This is a genomic window from Streptomyces sp. PsTaAH-124 (genome assembly GCF_000373685.1).
In the GTDB taxonomy this organism is placed as follows: Bacteria; Actinomycetota; Actinomycetes; order Streptomycetales; family Streptomycetaceae; genus Streptomyces; species Streptomyces andamanensis.
The window spans coordinates 164,347-182,109 of record NZ_KB892162.1; the positions used below are offsets into that span (position 1 = coordinate 164,347).

Annotated in this window: 16 protein-coding genes; 7 read left to right on the forward strand and 9 right to left on the reverse strand. The window is 73.9% G+C overall.

The window, feature by feature from the left end; translation table 11 throughout:
* The first annotated feature begins 156 nt into the window (after positions 1-156).
* The 7 genes from B086_RS0109115 to B086_RS0109145 all read left to right on the forward strand — a co-directional run bounded on the left by B086_RS0109115 (position 157) and on the right by B086_RS0109145 (position 7,733).
* On the forward strand, positions 157-948 hold the full coding sequence (locus B086_RS0109115; protein ID WP_106436049.1) for an alpha/beta fold hydrolase: 792 nt from the start codon (positions 157-159) through the stop codon (positions 946-948).
* A 112-nt stretch (positions 949-1,060) separates the two neighbouring features.
* Positions 1,061-1,744 (forward strand): GntR family transcriptional regulator, encoded by a 684-nt coding sequence (locus tag B086_RS0109120; RefSeq protein WP_018566106.1) that lies wholly within the window; start codon positions 1,061-1,063, stop codon positions 1,742-1,744.
* A 203-nt stretch (positions 1,745-1,947) separates the two neighbouring features.
* A complete protein-coding gene (locus B086_RS0109125) occupies positions 1,948-3,066 on the forward strand; it encodes a phosphotriesterase (RefSeq protein WP_018566107.1) in 1,119 nt (372 codons plus the stop codon).
* Positions 3,063-4,136 (forward strand): phosphotriesterase family protein, encoded by a 1,074-nt coding sequence (locus B086_RS0109130; protein ID WP_018566108.1) that lies wholly within the window; start codon positions 3,063-3,065, stop codon positions 4,134-4,136. The genes B086_RS0109125 and B086_RS0109130 overlap by 4 nt, the downstream gene beginning before the upstream one ends.
* A gap of 95 nt (positions 4,137-4,231) precedes the next feature.
* Entirely contained in the window at positions 4,232-5,212 is a 981-nt protein-coding gene (locus B086_RS0109135; RefSeq protein ID WP_018566109.1) for an alpha/beta hydrolase, read from the forward strand.
* Positions 5,213-5,275: 63 nt separating this feature from the next.
* On the forward strand, positions 5,276-7,000 hold the full coding sequence (locus tag B086_RS0109140) for an amidohydrolase (protein WP_018566110.1): 1,725 nt from the start codon (positions 5,276-5,278) through the stop codon (positions 6,998-7,000).
* Between the two features lie 160 nt (positions 7,001-7,160).
* Complete coding sequence (locus B086_RS0109145; protein WP_018566111.1) at positions 7,161-7,733, forward strand: MarR family winged helix-turn-helix transcriptional regulator; 573 nt, start codon at positions 7,161-7,163, stop codon at positions 7,731-7,733.
* 23 nt (positions 7,734-7,756) lie between these two features.
* On the opposite strand, the gene B086_RS0109150 is transcribed toward B086_RS0109145, so the two are convergent.
* The 9 genes from B086_RS0109150 to B086_RS0109190 all read right to left on the reverse strand — a co-directional run bounded on the left by B086_RS0109150 (position 7,757) and on the right by B086_RS0109190 (position 17,760).
* On the reverse strand, positions 7,757-8,509 hold the full coding sequence (locus B086_RS0109150) for a gamma-glutamyl-gamma-aminobutyrate hydrolase family protein (protein ID WP_018566112.1): 753 nt from the start codon (positions 8,507-8,509) through the stop codon (positions 7,757-7,759).
* Positions 8,506-9,990 carry an aldehyde dehydrogenase gene (locus B086_RS0109155; RefSeq protein ID WP_018566113.1) on the reverse strand — a complete coding sequence of 495 codons (1,485 nt, stop codon included), beginning with the start codon at positions 9,988-9,990 and terminating at the stop codon, positions 8,506-8,508. The genes B086_RS0109150 and B086_RS0109155 overlap by 4 nt, the downstream gene beginning before the upstream one ends.
* 103 nt (positions 9,991-10,093) lie before the next feature.
* Positions 10,094-11,551: an APC family permease gene (locus B086_RS0109160; protein WP_018566114.1), complete on the reverse strand. Its 1,458-nt coding sequence runs from the start codon at positions 11,549-11,551 to the stop codon at positions 10,094-10,096.
* Positions 11,552-11,737: 186 nt separating this feature from the next.
* Positions 11,738-12,418 (reverse strand): TetR/AcrR family transcriptional regulator, encoded by a 681-nt coding sequence (locus B086_RS0109165; protein ID WP_018566115.1) that lies wholly within the window; start codon positions 12,416-12,418, stop codon positions 11,738-11,740.
* Between the two features lie 28 nt (positions 12,419-12,446).
* Positions 12,447-13,292 (reverse strand): fumarylacetoacetate hydrolase family protein, encoded by an 846-nt coding sequence (locus B086_RS0109170; RefSeq protein WP_018566116.1) that lies wholly within the window; start codon positions 13,290-13,292, stop codon positions 12,447-12,449.
* Positions 13,293-13,306: 14 nt separating this feature from the next.
* Positions 13,307-14,245: a 3,4-dihydroxyphenylacetate 2,3-dioxygenase gene (locus B086_RS0109175; RefSeq protein ID WP_018566117.1), complete on the reverse strand. Its 939-nt coding sequence runs from the start codon at positions 14,243-14,245 to the stop codon at positions 13,307-13,309.
* Entirely contained in the window at positions 14,238-15,701 is a 1,464-nt protein-coding gene (locus B086_RS0109180) for an aldehyde dehydrogenase (protein WP_018566118.1), read from the reverse strand. The genes B086_RS0109175 and B086_RS0109180 overlap by 8 nt, the downstream gene beginning before the upstream one ends.
* A 31-nt stretch (positions 15,702-15,732) precedes the next feature.
* Complete coding sequence (locus tag B086_RS0109185; RefSeq protein WP_018566119.1) at positions 15,733-16,539, reverse strand: acetoacetate decarboxylase family protein; 807 nt, start codon at positions 16,537-16,539, stop codon at positions 15,733-15,735.
* A gap of 12 nt (positions 16,540-16,551) precedes the next feature.
* A complete protein-coding gene (locus B086_RS0109190; RefSeq protein ID WP_018566120.1) occupies positions 16,552-17,760 on the reverse strand; it encodes an NAD(P)/FAD-dependent oxidoreductase in 1,209 nt (402 codons plus the stop codon).
* Positions 17,761-17,763 lie beyond the last annotated feature (3 nt).

Here is a 17,763-nt window from a genome sequence, read left to right on the forward strand (position 1 = left end):
GCCGGCCGGAAGGCGGCTCATGGAGATACCGGGAGGCCGGGGCGAGCGCGGCGGCCTCAATAATCGTATACGCTATCATGCATGATCTAGAGTGGAAGAGGCACTGTGATGACAGTGACACCACCTTCGGAACTCTCAGTGAGGGGCGCCCACACGATGCAAGGTCGAACCGGTCCGGCCGTCCGTACGTTCACTCCCGGCACTCCCGGCACTCCCGGCACTCCCGGCACTCAAGGCTTCTCCTCCCCCGGCCCGGCCGCCGACGCGCCGCCGGTGCTGCTCCTGCACGGCTTCGGCTCCGACGGGGACAGGGACTGGGTCGCGACCGGGACCGTCCGGGCGCTGACCGACGCCGGACGGACGGTGCTCGTGCCCGACCTGCCCGGCCACGGGGACAGCCCCGCGCCCTCGGCGGCGGCCGAGGCGGGTGCTCCGGCGCTGGCCGCGGCCCTGCTGACGGTGCTGGACGAGGCGGGTGCCACGGCGTTCGACGCCGTCGGCTACTCGCTGGGCGCGCGGCTGCTGTGGGAGCTGGCCGGGGCGGCGCCCGACCGGCTGCGCCGGGCGGTGCTCGGCGGGCTCAGCCCGGCCGAGCCCTTCGAGGCGGTCGACGTCCGGGCGCTGCACCGCGCGGTCGCCGACGGCACCGAACCGGCCGATCCCTTCACCGCGATGATCGCCGGCATGGTCCGCGCCCACGGGGACCGGGCGGCCGCTCTGGCGCTGTGCGTCGAGGGCCTGCGCGGTACGCCGTTCGTCCCGCAGGGCTGGGCCGGGGCGACCCCGCCGGTCTTCGTCGTCGGCGCCGACGACGTGATGACCCGGGGGATCGAGCGTATCGTCGCCGGCATCGAGGGGGCGGAGCTGACCACGGTGCCCGGCGGCCATCAGGACGCCCTGGCCGACGCCGCCTTCCGCCGTGCGGTCCTGGAGGTCCTCGCCCGGTGACCGAGCGCAGGACCAGGTGCGGCGCGGCCGGTGCCGATGCGCCGGGGACCGCCGACCGCGTACAGTTCCGGGGCCGCGCCAGGGCCGGCCGGACCAGGACGAGGGGACAGCGATGAGTGTCACGCAGAAGCAGACCCGGGCCAAGGAGTCGAAGGCCGAGGTCAGTTACGACCTGCTGCGCTCGCGCATCCTCGACGGCACCTACGGTCCGGGCTACCGGCTGGTCCTCAGCCGGCTCGCGCGGGAGACCGGGGTGAGCACCATCCCGCTGCGCGAGGCGCTGCGCCGGCTCCAGTCCGACGGGCTCGTCGAGGTCGAGCGCAACATCGGCGCCCGGGTGGCGGTCTTCGACGCGGCGCAGGTGGAGCACTCCTTGCAGGTGCTGGCCCGGCTGGAGGGGTACGCGACCGCGATCTGCGCGCCGCACATGACGGCACGGGACATCGATCGGTCGCGGAAGGTCAACGCCCGTATGGTCAAGGCGCTGGAGGACTTCGACCCGGCCTCCTTCACCGCGCTCAACCGGGAGTTCCACTTCTCGCTGTACGAGCACTGCCCGGACCGGCATCTGGTCGCGCTCCTGGAGGCGGAGTGGGCACGGCTGGACCATATGCGCCGTTCCACGTTCACCTATGTCCCCGGCCGGGCCCGCCGCTCGGTCGAGGAGCACGAGCGGATGCTGGAGCTGATCGCGGCGGGCGCGCAGGCCCAGGAGATCGAACGGGTCGCGTGCGCGCACAAGATCGCCACAGCCGACGCGCTGCACCACGCCCAGGACGCGCCCCGGGCCGACTGACCCGGTCCACCGACCCTCCGGTCCACCGGCCCACCGATCCAGTAGCCCACCGGCGTGTCCCGGCTGTCGCGCCCGGCCCGCCCGTACGGGACCCGCCGCTCCCCCGGCTGATCGTCCCGCCGCCCGGCACACTCCGCGGGCGGCGGGACTTTTTCCATGCCAGATCGTATACGATTACTGATCTCATCTGCTACGTTGACCGCATGCCCACCACCGATCCGACCGCAGCAGCGGTACACCCGCCGGGAACCGCGCGGGCAGCACGGGAGACGGTCGTCACCGTCACCGGCGAGATCGCACCGGACGCGCTCGGCGCGGTACTCCCCCGCGAACACCTGCTGGGCGACTTCGCCCCGCCCCACGACACCCCCGCGTCCTGGGCGGCCACCGGACGGGAGCGCCCCACGGACGCCGGGCGGCTCGCCCGCTACCGGGCGCCGCTCACCATGGACCTGCTCGGTGAGGTGGGCATGGGGGCGCCCAACCGGGACGACTGGCTGCTCGACGACGAGGAACTGGCCACCGCCGAGGCCACCGCGCTGCGCCGCGCGGGGGGCGGCACACTGGTGGACGCCACCACCGACGCGCTCGCCCGCCGCCCGGCCGGTCTGCGCCGGATCGCCGAGGCGAGCGGTCTGCACATCGTGATGGGCAGCGGATGCCACCACCCGGGCTGGTCCGGCGAACCGGCCGGGAACGACCCCGGCCGCCTCACCGAGGAGATCGTCCGCGACCTCACCGAGGGCGTGGACGGAGTGCGGGCCGGCATCATCGGCGCGCTCGCCGCCCTCGACCCGCGCGAGGGCGCCGAACGCGCCGTCCTCGTCGCCGCGGCACGGGCCTCGGCGGCCACCGGCGCCGCCCTGACGATCGACCGCAGCGCGGACCCGGCCGACCAGCAGCGCGTGCTCGACCTGATCGCCGAGCAGGGCGCGGACCTCGCCCGGGTGGCGGTCGGACACTGCGACCCGCTCACCCCGCGCCCCGACGACCTCGAACCCCTGCTGGAACGCGGGGTGTTCGTGCAGTTCGACCGGCTCGGCCGGCTGCCCTCGGTGCGCAGCGTCTGCGACGACCAGGACGTCGCCGCGGCCGTGCTCGAACTCGCCCGCCGGGGCCGTGCCGGACAGATCCTGCTCTCCCAGGGCGTGCGCGCCAAGTCGCAGCTGCTCGCCTACGGCGGCGGCGGATACGGCTTCGTCCTGGAGCAGTTCGTCCCCTACTTGCGCATGCTCGGTGCCGACGAGGCCCTGGTCGAGACCGTCACCGTGACGAACCCGCGCCGACTGCTCACCCTCACGACCCCGAGGACGGACCAGTGAGCCGCCACCCCTTTGACATCCCCGACCTCGCCGGGCAGGTCCTCACCGTCGCGGGCCCGGTGGACCCCTCGGTGCTCGGCCCGACGCTCATGCACGAGCACGTCTTCGTCGACCTGCGCCGTCCGCCGGGCTTTTGCCGGCCGGGCGAGGACGCGCCCGAGGCCGCCGAACCGCTCACGCTCGCCACCCTCGCACGCACCCGCCACGGCCGCCCGAACGCCGACAACGACATCCTGGGCGACGACTTCGACGAGATGCTCACCGAGGTGCTGGCTTTCGCCCGCCGCGGCGGCGGCACCCTGGTCGAGGTCTCCCCCGCCGGCCTCGGCCGCGACCCCGGGTCACTGCTGCGGCTGTCCCGGGCGAGCGGACTGCACGTCGTCATGGGCGGCGGCTGGTACACCCCCACGTTCCATCCCTCCGACATGGACGAGCGCACCGTCGACGAACTCAGCGACACCCTCGTGCGCGACATCGTCCTCGGCGCCGGCGGAACCGGCGTACGGTCGGGCATCATCGGTGAAGTCGGCGCGGATTCCGTGCCGTTGACCGGCAACGAGCTGAAGAGCGTCCGTGCGAGCGGCCGGGCGAGCAGGCTGACCGGCGCCCCCGTCACCTTCCATGTCGGCGGTGTCGGCGAGGACAAGTTCCGGGTGCTCGACATCCTGGACGAGGAGGGCGTCGACCCCGCCAACATCGTCCTGGGGCACGGCGGTGAAATCCTCACCGACCCCGAGTTCGGCGAACGGGTGCTGGCCCGGGGCGTGTTCGTGGAGTTCGACTTCCTGGCGTCGCCCGGCAGCCCCTGGGGACACCTGTTCCTCACCAGTGACCACAAGGTCGCCCGGGGCATCGCCGGACTGGTCGAACGCGGCCACGCCCACCAGATCCTGCTCGGCCACGACGTGTGCCAGAAGATCCAGCTCAAGAAGTACGGCGGCAAGGGCTACGACTACATCCCCCGCTACTTTCTCCCCGCCCTGCGCGGCCTCGGGGTGAGCGAACGGGACCTGCGCACGATCATGGTCGACAACCCGGCGCGCGCGCTCACCTTCACACACCCCGGGTGAGCCCGGCCGCCCGCCCGGCCACCCCTTCCCCATGGCCGCCCTTCCCCACGGCCACCCCTTCCCCACCGGTCGGCCCGCACCAGGACAGGAGCACCATGTCCGTCACGCCCGTTCCCTTCGACCCGGCCCTGGAGGCGGTGCTCGACGCCATGTCCCGGGGGTCCGGTGAGGCGCCCGCACCGCCCGCGACCGTCGAGGCGATGCGCGCCTCCGCCTCCCTCATCCCCGTGCCGCCGGTCGGCGAGGTGGTCGGCGGCCGCGAGATCGACGCGGAGGAGCGTACGATCCCGGGGCCCGACGGCGCGCCGGACCTGGACATCACCGTGCTGCGCCCGCGCCGCGTCACCGGGCCGGTCCCGGGGCTCTACAACATCCACGGCGGCGGCATGGTCAGCGGCCACCGCGACCAGGACACCGTACGTCTGGCCGCCCTCGTCGAGGAACTGGGCGTGGTCGCCGTCAACGTCGAGTACCGCCTCGCCCCCGAGCACCCGGACCCGGCCCCGGTCGAGGACTGCTACGCCGGTCTGCGGTGGCTGGCGGAGCACACCGCGGAGCTCGGCGTCGATCCCCGCCGCCTCGTCGTCATGGGCGGCAGCGCGGGCGGCGGCCTCTCGGCGGGTGTGGCCCTGCTGGCACGCGACCGGGGCGGACCGCACCTGGCCGGGCAGCTGCTGCTGTGCCCGATGCTCGACGACCGCAACACCACCGTCTCCAGCCACCAGTACGACGGGCTCGGCACCTGGCAGCGGGAGATGAACCTGCTGGGCTGGCGGGCACTGCTCGGCGAGAAGGCGGGCGACGGCACGGCCGACGTGTCGGTGTACGCGGCCCCCGCGCGGGCGGCCGATCTGTCGGGCCTGCCGCCCGCGTTCGTCGAGGCGGGCAGCGCGGAGCTGTTCCGCGACGAGGACGTGGCCTACGCGCACCGCATCTGGGCCACCGGCGGTCAGGCGGAACTGCACATCTGGCAGGGCGCGTTCCACGGCTTCGACGTGTTCGCCCCCGACCACGAGGTGACCCGTGCCGCCCTGGCCGCGCGCCGGTCCTGGCTCCGGCGCGTGCTGGACCTCTGACCCCTCCCCCCTCTTCCTCTCCCCCCTCTTCCTCCTCTTCCTCCTCTGCAAGAAAGGCCGCCGATGCCAACGACAGCGGACCTCATCCTGACCGGCGGCGACGTGCTGACCATCGACGACGACTTCTCCGTGGCCCAGGCGGTGGCCGTGGCGGGCGACCGGATCCTCGCCGTGGGAAGCGACGCGGAGATCGCCGCGCTGGCCGGACCGGACACCCGGGTCATCGACCTCGCCGGGCGGACCGTGCTCCCCGGGATCAACGACTCCCATCTGCACGCCGCCGCCTGGGCGTTGACCCGGCCGCCGTTCGCGCTGAGCCTCGGGCATCCGGAGGTCCGGTCGATCGCCGACGTCGCCGAGGCCGTACGGCAGGCCGCGGCCACCACCCCCGCCGGGCAGTGGATCACCGGCCTCGGCTGGGACGTCGGCTACCTCGCCGAGTGCCTGGCCGACCCGGGCCGCCGCCCCGCCCGCGGTGACCTGGACGCCGCCGCCCCCGATCACCCGGTCTGCCTGACCGACTTCTCCGGCCACATGGTCTGGGTGAACTCCAGGGCGCTCGAACTCGCCGGGGTCGCCCGCGGGGGCGAGCCGCCGGCCGGCGGGGTCATCGAGACCGACGCCGGCGGGGAGCCCACCGGCATCCTGAAGGAGACGGCCCAGGCGCTGGTGCAGGAGCTGATCCCGCCCGCGACCGTGGCCCAGCGCAGGACGGCGATCCGGACGGCCGTGGCCGCCCTGCACGCCGAGGGCATCACCAGTTACACCGAGCCGGGCCTCGGTCCGGGCGGCGCCCAGATCCTCGGCGGCGGCCTGGACACCGGCACGCTCCACGCGTACGTCGAACTGGCCCGCGGCGGCGAACTGGCCGCCCGCGTACGGATCCTGCTGCTCCCGGCGCCGATGGGCGGTTCGGCGGCCGATGTCACCGAGGGTCTTGCCGGGCTCGCCGTACCGGACGACGTGGACCCGGAACGGCTGGCCGTCATCGGGGTCAAGGTGTTCGCGGACGGGGTGCCGCCCAACGAGACCGCGTGGATGAGCGAACCGTACGCGGGCGGCGGCCACGGCGGGCTGTGCGTGCACGGCGCCGACGCCGGTCTGAAGGAGGCCGAACTGGCCGAGATGATACGGGTCGCCCACGCGGCCGGGCACCAGCTCGGAGTGCATGTCACCGGCGACCGGGGCATCGACGCGGTGGTCGACGCCTTCGTCGCCGCCGACCGGGCCCACCCGCGCCCCGACGCCCGGCACTACGTCATCCACGGCGACTTCGCCTCCCCGGCGAGCCTGGCGAAACTGGCCGCGCACGGCTACGGCATCAACATGAACCCGGCCATCAAGTGGACCATCGCCGACCTCATGGACGACGTGGTCGGCGGCGCACGGTCCGACTACCAGTGGCCGGTGCGTTCCGCCGCCGAGGCGGGCATCGCGGTCTGCGCCAGCTCCGACGCCCCCATCACCGCGCCCAACTGGCGCCAGGGCGTGGCCGCCATGATGCTGCGCGAGTCCAAGGCCACCGGACGGGTCAGCGGCCCCGGGCAGTGCGTCCCGCTGGAGACGGCGCTGCGCGCCTACACGGTCAACGCGGCGCGGCAGGACTTCGCCGAGTCCTGGAAAGGCACCGTGGAAGCGGGCAAGGCCGCCGACCTGTGCGTCCTCGGCGGCGATCTGCGCGCCACCGATCCGCACGACATCCCCGGGCTCGACATCGACCTGACCGTCTTCGACGGCCGGATCGTGTACGAACGCGACCAGGGCACGCCCCGGCAGCGGGAGCGGTGACCGCGCCGCGCGCCGTCCCTCCCGCGTGAACGGCCGGCCCGGCGCCGGGGGCCTTCCCGGTCTCCCTCGGCCCCGGGCCGGCCACGCCCGTACAATTCGTTCCCGAACGACCGGCCGGACCGACACGCCGCCCGGTGCTGTCCAGACCCAGGGAGCACGCTTGCCCGGCCAGCGATCCATCACCGAAGCGGAGAAGCTCGCGGAGGCCAAGCTGGGCGGCATCGCCGTCCAGCGGGAGCAGATGGCGGCCGTGGCCAACATCTACCGGGCCGCCTCCACCGTGCGCCACCACCTGGAGAACTCCGTACTGCGCGGCTCGAACCTCACCTGGACCGCGTTCGTGGTGCTCTGGGTGGTGTGGGTGTGGGGCGAGTCGGAGACCCGGCACGTCGCCGAGGAGGCGGGCATCTCCAAGGGCACCCTCACGGGTGTGGCCCGCACCCTGGAGTCGCGGGGGCTGCTGCGCCGGGCGGGGCACCCGACCGACGGGCGGCTCGTGCTGCTGAGCCTGACCGGGGAGGGCGAGGAGTTCATGCGCCGTGTCTTCCCCGCGTTCAACGACGAAGAGGCCTTCGTCACCTCGCAGTTGACCACCGAGGAGTGCAGCGGCCTGGCGGCCACCCTGCGGCGTGTGGTCCTCCAGGTGGAGCAGCACGGCGAGGACCGCCGCAGGGCGCTGCTGGCGGGCGCCGAGCTGGCGCCGCGGCGCGGCGGGCGGCGCGCCAAGGGCTGAACCGCCCCCGCCGCGCCGCCCGGTCAGCGGGTGCCGCGCGCGGCGGCGACCAGTGCGTCGAACAGCCGCTGCTGGGCGGGGTCCTCGCGGGCCGTGTCCTCCGGATGCCACTGCACGGCCAGGAACCAGCCGCCGGTCCCGGGCCCCGCCGCCTCCAGCTCGACCGCCTCCACGGTGCCGTCGGCGGCGTACGCGGTGGCGGTCAGGCCGCTGCCCAGCCGGTCGACGTGCTGATGGTGGTAGCAGGAGGCTTCGGCCTTGTCGGCTCCGGTGACGGCGGCGACGGCGGATCCGGGGGTGAGGGACACCGGGTGGCGCAGATGCCGGTGCTCGCGGCCCGGTCCGCCCATGTCCTGGTGCAGGGTGCCGCCGAGGGCGGTGTTGACCACCTGGAGGCCCCGGCAGACCGCCAGCAGCGGCAGCCTCAGCGCGAGTGCCTGCCGGGCCACCTCCAGGTCGAAGGCGTCCTGTTCGTCGTCCACGTCGTAGACGGCCGCGTGCGCCTCGTGCGCCCCGTAGCGGTGGGGGGCGAGGTCCCCGCCGCCGGGGAGCAGGACTGCGTCGAAGCGGGCGAGCCGGGCGGCTGCCTGGGCCGGGTCGCAGACGCCGCCGGGGGCGTGGGGGTGGATGGTGGCGGGCTCGCCGCCCGCCCGCCAGACGGCCTCGACCAGGGCGCGGGCGTTGACCTCGGCCGCGTGGCGCAGCGCCGAGGCGGAGGCGGAGAAGCGGGCCGGGACGGCGACGAGGGGCCGGTGGGCGGCGCGGGTGTCGTTCACAGCTGGATCCAGGTGGTCTTCAGTTCGGTGTACTTCTCCAGGGCGTGCACGGACTTGTCCCGTCCGTTGCCCGACTGCTTCATGCCGCCGAAGGGCACGGTGAGGTCGCCCTCCTCATAGCAGTTGACCCAGACGGTGCCGGCCCGCAGGGCGCGGGAGACGCGGTGGGCGGTGGACAGGTCGGAGGTCCACAGTCCGGCGGCGAGTCCGTAGTCGGTGGCGTTGGCGAGGGCCACGGCCTCGTCGAGGTCGTCGAAGGCGAGGACGGACAGGACGGGCCCGAAGATCTCCTCGCGTGCGAGCGCGCTGTCCGGTGGGACGCGGTCGAAGACGGTGGGCTGGAGATACGTGCCTCCGGTGCCGGTCAGGGTGCGTTCTCCGCCGGTGCGCAGCCGGGCGCCGGAGCCGGTGCCTGTCCTGATGTGTCCGAGTACGCGGTCGAGGTGATCGTGGCCGACCAGCGCGCCCATCTCGGTGGCCGGGTCGAGGGGGTCGCCGACGCGCAGTGCGCGGGCGCGGGCGACGACGGCCTCGGTGACGCGTTCGGCGACGGAGGTGTGCACCAGCAGCCGGGAGGGCGCGGTGCACATCTCGCCCTGGTTGAAGAAGATGCCCCAGGCGGCGGTGGCGGCGGCCCGGTCCAGGTCGGGGGCGTCGGGCAGGACGATGTTGGGTGACTTGCCGCCCAGTTCGAGCCAGACGCGCTTGAGGTTGGAGTCGGCGGCGTAGCGCAGGAAGTGGCGGCCGACGGCGGTCGAGCCGGTGAAGGCGAGGACGTCGACGCCGGGATGGAGGCCGAGGGCCCGTCCGGCGCCCGGTCCGTCGCCGTTGACGACGTTGAGGACACCGGGCGGCAGACCTGCCTCGGCGGCGGTGCGGGCGAGTGCCAGGGCGGACAGCGGTGCGTGCTCCGAGGGCTTGAGGACGACCGTGCACCCGGCGGCGAGGGCGGGGGCGATCTTCCAGCCGGCCAGGGTGAGGGGGAAGTTCCAGGGGACGACGGCGCCCACGACGCCCGCCGGTTCGCGGGTGACCAGGGCCAGGGCGTCGGGCGCGGTGTGCGGGGACTCGTCGGTGAGCTTGTCGGCGAGCTGCCCGTACCAGCGGAAGGTGTTGATCAGGGCGCGCAGTTCGATGTCGTGGGCGTCGCTGATCGGCTTGCCCATCTCCAGGCTCACGGTGAGGGCGAGGTCCGCCCGCCGCTGTTCGATCAGGTCGGCCACGCGCAGCAGGGTCCGGCCGCGCTCGGCGGGTGCCAGGCGCGGCCAGGGGCCGTCGTCGAAGGCGCGGCGGGCCGCGGTGACGGCCAGGTCCACCTGGGTCGCGTCCGCGTCGGCCACCTCGGCGAGCACCTGGCCGTCCCTCGGGGAGACGACGGGGAAGGTGCGGTCCGCCGCGTGGTCGCGGCCGTCGATGACGTGTGCGCCGTTCGGCCGGAGCGCCTTGGCCCGGCGGATCCAGTCGTCGTGGGTGGCGTCCACCGTGCGTCCTCTTTTCGTTGGTGGTGCGGACCGGAGGGGTGCGGGAGAGAGGGAGGAAGGGGGCGGGACGGGGGGAGGCGGGGCGGTGTTCGGCGGCCGCGGGTCAGCCGGTGGCCGCGGTGCCCCGGCGGCGCAGCCGGTCGGCGCCGATGCCGAGCAGCATCACCACCGGTACCGAGAGCACGAGCCGGACGGCCGTGCCCGTGTCGCCGCCGATCAGGGTGGTGAAGTTGGCCAGGATCAGCCAGACGGCACCCGCGAGACCGGCCGCTCCCAGGGCCGGGGCGAGCACGGTGTTCCAGCGGCGGCGGTCGAGGCCGGTGCGGCGGAAGAAGACGATCACCGAGAGGGACGTCAGCAGGTAGAGCAGCATCATCGCCAGGACGGCCAGTCCGCTGAACCAGGAGAAGAGGCTCACCACGGGGTCCTTGCCGAGCAGGGCGAACGGGACGACGAGGGCCAGGGCGATGACGGTCTGCGCGCAACCGGCGGCCCAGGGGGCGTGGCGTGCGTTGAGCCTGCCCAGGCCCCGCGGCAGCAGCCGGTCGCGGCTGAGCGCGAACAGGTAACGGTTGGCGGAGTTGTGGAAGGTGAGGATGCCCGCGAAGAGCGAGGTGGCGAGCAGGACGGGCAGCACGGCGTCGATCCAGTGGCCGAACAGCGCGGCGATCGGCGCGAACACGAAGTCCGAGGCGTCCCCGCCCGCCAGCGCCGCGGCCGCCGCCCCCGGTGCCCTGGACGCCCCGTGGGCCGCGACCAGCATCCAGGAGGTCAGGGCGAAGAAGCAGGTCACCACCACGACGGAGAGGTAGGTGGCGCGCGGCACGGTCCGCTTGGGGTCGCGGGCCTCCTCGCCGTAGATGGCGGTGGCCTCGAAGCCGAACATGGACGCCACCGCGAACATGACGGCGACTCCCGGCGCGCCCTGGAGGGCCGCGGACGGGGAGAAGCTGGCGGCGGCGCCCAGGCCCTCGGGGCCGCCCCCCTTCACCAGGGTGACCAGGCCGAAGACGAGCAGGACGGTGAACTCGGCGCACACCAGCAGGGCCAGCACCTTGGCGCCGACCTCGATGCCCGTGGCGGCGAGTGCCTGGACCAGGGCCATGGTCGCCAGCGTCCACACCCACCAGGGCAGGCGCAGGCCCGTGTCATGGGCGACCAGGGTGCTCAGGGTGGCGCCGTACAGGCCGTACATGGCCGCCTGGATGACGCAGTAGGAGAACAGCGCCACGGCGGCGCTGCCGGCGCCGGTGGTCGGGCCGAGGCCCTTGCCGATGTACGTGTAGAAGGCACCGGCGTCGACGACATGGCGGCCCATGGCGACGAACCCGACGGAGAAGAGGAGGATGACCGCGCCCGCCAGCAGATAGGCGGCGGGGGTGCCCGCGCCGTTGCCGATGGCGACCGAGATCGGGGCCGCCCCGGCGATGCCGGTCAGGGGGGCCTGGCCGGACAGGACGAAGAAGAGGATGCCCAGGACACCCAGGGCGTCGGGTTTGAGCGCGGCTGCGGCGGGGGCGTCCCGTACGGTCCGCTCCGCGGGCGCCGTGTGACTGTCCACTCGGATTCACCTGCCAGAAGAAGGGGGAAGTCGTTTCGGCCCAAACGAGTTGCCCCATGGTGGTGCGGGACTATCCGTTTGACAAGGGGTGCGGACGACAGGAATCGGACCGTCCTCGGCGGCACACGGCCGCGGCCGGGCGGCCCGAGGCCACCCGGCCGCGGGTACGGCGGGGATCGGGCGCGCTCAGCTCCCGGACGCGTCGCCGGTGCTGGTGCCGGTGGCGGTGCCGGTGTCGGCGGCGGGGGTGCCTTCGGCGTCCCGGCCGTCCGCGGCCAGTCCGGCGAGCAGGTCCCGCAGCCGCGCCAGCGCCTCCTCGGTCACCTCGCGCTCGCCGAAGACGAGCTGGTGCAGCACGAGGCCCTCCAGCGCGGCGAAGACCAGCCGGGACAGGCCCCGGTCGGCCTGGTCGCCGAGGATCCGGGACAGCTCGCTCCCGGCGGTCTCGAAGTACCCCTCGTACAGGGCGCGCAGCTGCGGCAGCAGCTCCGGCCTGCGCCGGGCCTCCAGCATCAGCTCGTACTGGAACGCCTGGAGGTCGGGACCGGCCTCCACCATCTCCCCGAGGCCCGCGGCGAAGTCCGGTGCCCGGCCCGTGCCGCCCTCCAGGGCGCTGACGCCGAGCGAGGCGCGGACCGCGTGGTCTACGGCCTCCTCGATGAGCGCGTCCCGGGAGCCGAAGTGGTGCACGACGAGACCGTGGGTGACCCCGGCCTCCTCGGCGACCGCCCGGTAGGTGAGCCCGCGCAGACCGACCCGGGCCACCACGCGGACGGCGGCGTCCAGCAGGGCGACCCGTCCGGTGCCGTAGTGCGTCACGCGCTTGCGGCCGCGGCGGCCGTCCGCGGGCTCCTGGGGGTCGGTCATGCCCCCGACCCTACCGGCGGCGCCCCGCTCAGCGCCGCGGCGGCCTGATGCCGCGGAACTCCCAGTCGCCGCCGAGCGCGGTGGACAGGACCTCCTCCGACTCGGTCGGCTGGGCGCCGACGTCCGCGCGGATCGCGGTGGGGCCGCTCACGATGTGGTTGGTGAGCCGGCCGAGACCCTCCACCTCGACCTCGACCACGTCCCCCGGCCGCACCGGACGGGAGTTGGCCGGGGTCCCGGACAGCAGGACGTCGCCCGGGTACAGGGTGATGGTGCGGGCGATGTCGGCGACGAGGTAGTGCATGTCCCACTGCATCTCGTCGGTCGAACCGTCCTGCACCACCTGGCCGTTGACATAGGTGCGCAGCCGCTTGCCGTGGAAGTCCCAGTCGGTGACCAGGCCGGGGCCGAGCGGGCACAGGGTGTCGGAGCCCTTGACCCGGAGCATGGACCCGGCGTCGGTGTCGCGGAAGTCGTGCAGCCCGTAGTCGTTGGCCACGGTGTAGCCCGCGATGTACGCGCCCGCCTCGGAAGGGGAGATGTTGCGCGCGGTCCTGCCGATGACGATCGCCACCTCGCCCTCGTAGTTGAGCCACTTGCAGCCCTCGGGCCGGACGATCGCGCCCCCGTGGGCGTTGAGCGCGGAGACCGGCTTGTGGAAGTAGGTGGGGGTGGCGGGCAGGCCGATGCCGAACTCCTCCACCCGGCTGCGGTGGTTGAGGTGGACGGCGACGACCTTGGACGGGACGACCGGCGGGAGGTGGACCGCGGCCGAGGCCGGGACGCGGCGGCCGTCCCCGGCGACCAGTTCGTCGCCGTCGCGGACGGTCTCCGTCACCTGGCCGTCCAGGAGGATGCGGCGGTACTCGGGCATGGGGCGGGGCCTTTCTAGGCGCGGTCGCGGTGGGTGCGGGCGGAGGAGGCGGGGGTGGTCGGTCCCGCGCCGGTCCAGCCGTCCTCGGGACGGTCGAACCAGAGGTGGACCTGGCCGGTGCCGACGGAGTTCTCGTACTCGCCGTACTGGCGGCCGGGGGCGGTGCACGCCTGCTCGCCCAGGGCGCCGGCCATCATCAGGTAGTGGAAGAACTTCGCCTCGGGCCGGTACTTCCAGAACGTGTCCATGGTGTCGAGGACCTTGTCGTGGCGGCCCTGCCGGAACCAGTCGATGCGCTCCAGGTCGGCCGCGCGGGCCTCGGGGGTGAAGATGTGCGCCGGGTCGCTGGCCTCGTGGTCGCGCAGCTCGCGCAGCGGCCAGAAGGTGTGCGACAGCGCGCCGGAGGCGATCAGCAGCACCCGGCGGCCGGGGGTGGCGGCGATGCCGTCGGCCAGGGCGCGGCCCAGGCGCAGATGGTCCTCCATGTCGCCGGTCTGGCAGACGCCGATGGACACCCAGCGCTTGTCGGGCAGGCCCTCGCCGAGGTACTTCCACAGGTTGAGCGTGGCGTAGTAGACCGGCAGGTAGGTGTCGTCGATCGGGGTGATCCAGGTGCCGTGTGTCCCGGCGAACGAGGCGATGTTGCGGGCGAGTTCGGGGTCACCCGGGAAGTCGTAGGGCATGCGGCACATGCCGCGCGGCAGCTCCTCGGAGGTGAACAGGCCGGCCCGGCGGTGCTGCGCGGTGACGACGAACTCGACGGTGGTGGCCCAGTGGGAGTCCAGGACGACCACGGTGTCGTAGTCGTCGCGCTCGAAGACGTCCCGGCGCAGTTGCCTGAGGCCGGTGACGAGGGTGACCTCCTTGCCCTCGTTCAGTTCCCGGCGGGTCTTCTCGGGGAGCACGATGGTGGGCACATGGGCGAGCAGTCCCGCCCCGACGATCTCACCCATGGTCCTTGAATCCCTTCGGCGCGGTGACGGTGTTCTTGACGTCGCAGTAGAAGTCGAAGCTCCAGGTGCCGCCCTCGCGGCCGACCCCGGAGTGGCGGGAGCCGCCGAAGGGCGCCTTGAGGTCGCGGACGAAGAAGCAGTTGACCCAGACGGTTCCGGCGACCAGGCGTGCGGTGACCCGTGCGGCGCGTTCGGCGTCGCCGGTGGCGACGGTGGCGGCGAGTCCGAAGCGGGTGTCGTTGGCCAGGCGTACGGCCTCGTCCTCGTCCTCGAACGTCTGGAGGGTCAGCACGGGTCCGAAGACCTCCTCCTGCACGATCTCGGAGTCCTGCCGGACATCGGTGAGCAGGGTGGGGACGTAGTACTGGCCCTCTCCCCGATGGCCGCCGATCACCGCGCGGGCCCCCGCCTCCAGTGCGCGCCGCACGAAGCCGTCGATCTTCTCCAGCTGTCGGGGGTGGATGGTGGGCCCGATGTCGGTGGTCTCCTCCCTCGGGTCGCCCTGCCTCAGCGCGGCCGCCTTCTCGGTGAAGCGGCGGGTGAACTCCTCGGCGACCGGGGCCTCGACCAGGATGCGGGTGGCCGCCAGGCACACCTGGCCCGCGTTGTCGTACTGCTCGACGGCGAGGCCGGCGGCCAGGTCGAGGTCGGCGTCGGCGAAGACCAGCAGGGGTGATTTGCCGCCGAGTTCGAGACTGAGCGGGGTGAGGTTCGCGGCGGCGGACGCGGAGATGTGCCGGGCGGTCGGCACGGATCCGGTGAAGCTGATGCGGCGCACGTCCGGGTGCGCGGTGAGGGGGTCGCCGACCTCGGAGCCGTAGCCCTGGACGACGTTGAGGACACCGGCGGGCAGTCCGGCCTCGGCGGCGATGTCGGCGAGCAGCGAGGCGGTGAGCGGGGACCATTCGGCGGGCTTGAGGACGACCGTGTCTCCGGCCGCGAGTGCGGGGGCGACCTTCCAGGTGGCCAGCATCAACGGGGCGTTCCACGGGGTGATCAGCACGCAGGGTCCGGCGGGGTCCCAGGTGACGTGGTTGGTGTGGCCGCGGGTGGTGAAGTCCTCGTGGCCGAGTTCGAGCAACCAGTTCGCGAAGAAGCGGAAGTTGTGGGCGACACGGGGCATGACACCGCGGCGGTGGGAGCGCAGCAGGGCGCCGTTGTCGGTGGTCTCGACCAGGGCGAGTTCCTCCAGGCGCCGCTCGACGCCGTCGGCGATCGCGTGCAGGAGGCGGGCGCGTTCGGCGCGCGGGGTGGCGGCCCAGGCGGGGAACGCGGCCTTGGCGGCGGCGACGGCCGCCGCGGCCTCCATGGCGGTGCCCCGGGAGATCTCGGCGAGGACACTGCCGTCGATGGGGGACACGTCGGTGAAGGTCTCGGTGGAGGCGACGCGTTCGCCGCCGATGAAGTGCCGGGTGTCGACGGGGACTCCGGCGACGGTGGTGAGATGTGTGCTCATGCGGTGGGGCTCCTCGGGGTCTGCGGTGCGGTCACTGGGCGCCGGAGGTGTGCGACTCCAGCAGCCGGCCGCCGTCCCAGACCACGCCGACCTGGCGGTAGTACGCGGCGATCGGCTCGCGGATCTCCAGGTGGGCCAGTTCCTCGGTGGGCGAGGCGAACAGCTCCAGGTCGGCGTCGCCCACCCAGGAAGGGCCGCCCTCGAAGGAGGCGGCGCCGGACTCGACCAGTTCGTCCAGGGCGAGGCCGCCGCCCTTCTCGACGGAGGGCAGCCAGCGGTGGTGGGCCATCGGGTGGGCGTTGACGAAGCCGTTGGCCGGGGCGGGTTCGCGCAGGGTGACGACGGCCTGGGCCAGGCGCCGGTCGGCGGCGGCGAGGGTGGCGCCGAAGCGGGCCCCGGCCTCGATGCGGGGCGCGGGTCCGTAGGGGTGCGGGCGGGTCTGGTGGATCGAGCCGAGCTTCTTCGGGTAGCCCTGGTGCAGGCCGCGGGCGATCGCGAAGTCCTTGTCGACCCAGATGTACACGCAGCGGCTGTAGGTCCGGCCCCGGTAGCGGCAGCGGACGACCGCGAACGCCTCCTTGTACTGGGCGAGCACCGGGTCGAGGAGTTCCGCGCCCGAGGCCGAGCAGGACTGCCAGTCGGCCCAGATCAGCGCGACCGCGCCGGGGTCCTCCTCGGCGAGTTCGAGCGGTTCGGGCAGCAGGGCGCGCACCCGGTCCGGGTCGGTGCGGTACTCGACGGTCAGCAGGTCGCCGGAGTAGCGCCAGGGCGGCGCGGGGATCAGCGACGAGGTGCCCGTCGCCGTCTTGGGGTGGAGGAATCCGCGGACGGTGGTCATGGCTGCTGTTCCTTACGCGATGAGGGCGGGCGGCCGCGCCAGGGCGGCGCGGTGGCGGGCGGCGGCAGCGGCGGCGGCCGGTCCGCCGAGGGCGGCGACGCCCACCGGGCGCCCGCCGCGGTGGTAGCCGACGACCAGGTCCCCGGCCGGGTCGCCGTCGAGGACACGGACGTCGTCGAGACCGAGCGCGGGGGCGCCGAAGGACTGGAGCCGGACGTCGTGCTGGTCGCTCCAGAAGGTGGGCAGCGGCGCGAACGGCGCGCGGGCTTCTGCGGTGCCGGTGAGGTGGGCGGTGAGGGTGCGGGCGGCGTGCCGGGCGGTGTCGCTCGGCATCGACCAGTGCTCCACGCGGCGCGGTACGCCGTCGTAGCGGGCGTTGGGGAAGCGGGCGATGTCGCCGACGGCGATCACGTCGGGGCGGCCGCCGGCGCGCAGCTGCGCGTCGGTGCGTACGCCGTCGGTGAGGTCCAGGCCGTTGCCGTCGAGCCATTCGGTGTTGGGCAGGGAGCCGACCGACTCGACGACGACGTCGGCGGCGAGGACCGTGCCGTCGGCCAGGACGGCCCCGGTGACGCGGTCGTCGCCCGTGAACGCCGTCACGCCGGTGCCGAGGGCGAAGCGCACTCCCCGCCGTTCGTGGCGCGCCAGCAGGGCGGTGGCGAGCAGTTCGCCGAGCGGGCGGACCATGGGCAGGGGCAGCGGGTCGACGACGGTGACCTCGGCGGCGCCGAGGGCGACGGCGGTGGCGGCGACCTCGCAGCCGATGAACCCGGCGCCCACCACGACCACCCGTGCGCCCGGCCGGGTGAGCGCCGTGCGCAGGCCCCGGACGTCGTCGAGGGTGCGCACGGTGTGCCGGCCGGTGCGCGGACCGGGGCAGTCGAGCCGGCGGGGGCGGGTGCCGGTGGCGACGACGAGTCCGCCGTACGGCAGGGTCTCGCCGTCGGCGAGGGTGACGGTGCGCCGGTCGAGGTCGGCGCGGACGACGCGGGTGCCCAGCCGCCAGCGCACGTCGTGGACGGCGGGGCGGGGTCTGAGGGCGAGCGAGGCGAAGGACGCCCGGCCCGCCAGCACCTCCTTGGAGAGGGGCGGGCGGTTGTAGGGCATGTGGGGTTCGTCCCCCACGAGCGTGACCGGGCCGTCCCAGCCCGCCGCGCGCAGTTGTTCGGCGGTGCGCAGGCCGGCCAGGGAGGCGCCGGCCACGACGACGGTGGCGCGCACGGC

Coding starts and splice junctions, on each gene's coding strand:
- B086_RS0109115 (WP_106436049.1), top strand. CDS start 157: ATGCAAGGTCGAACCGGTCCGGCCGTCCGTACGTTCACTCCCGGCACT.
- B086_RS0109120 (WP_018566106.1), top strand. CDS start 1,061: ATGAGTGTCACGCAGAAGCAGACCCGGGCCAAGGAGTCGAAGGCCGAG.
- B086_RS0109125 (WP_018566107.1), top strand. CDS start 1,948: ATGCCCACCACCGATCCGACCGCAGCAGCGGTACACCCGCCGGGAACC.
- B086_RS0109135 (WP_018566109.1), top strand. CDS start 4,232: ATGTCCGTCACGCCCGTTCCCTTCGACCCGGCCCTGGAGGCGGTGCTC.
- B086_RS0109140 (WP_018566110.1), top strand. CDS start 5,276: ATGCCAACGACAGCGGACCTCATCCTGACCGGCGGCGACGTGCTGACC.
- B086_RS0109165 (WP_018566115.1), bottom strand. CDS start 12,418: ATGACCGACCCCCAGGAGCCCGCGGACGGCCGCCGCGGCCGCAAGCGC.
- B086_RS0109170 (WP_018566116.1), bottom strand. CDS start 13,292: ATGCCCGAGTACCGCCGCATCCTCCTGGACGGCCAGGTGACGGAGACC.
- B086_RS0109175 (WP_018566117.1), bottom strand. CDS start 14,245: ATGGGTGAGATCGTCGGGGCGGGACTGCTCGCCCATGTGCCCACCATC.
- B086_RS0109180 (WP_018566118.1), bottom strand. CDS start 15,701: ATGAGCACACATCTCACCACCGTCGCCGGAGTCCCCGTCGACACCCGG.
- B086_RS0109185 (WP_018566119.1), bottom strand. CDS start 16,539: ATGACCACCGTCCGCGGATTCCTCCACCCCAAGACGGCGACGGGCACC.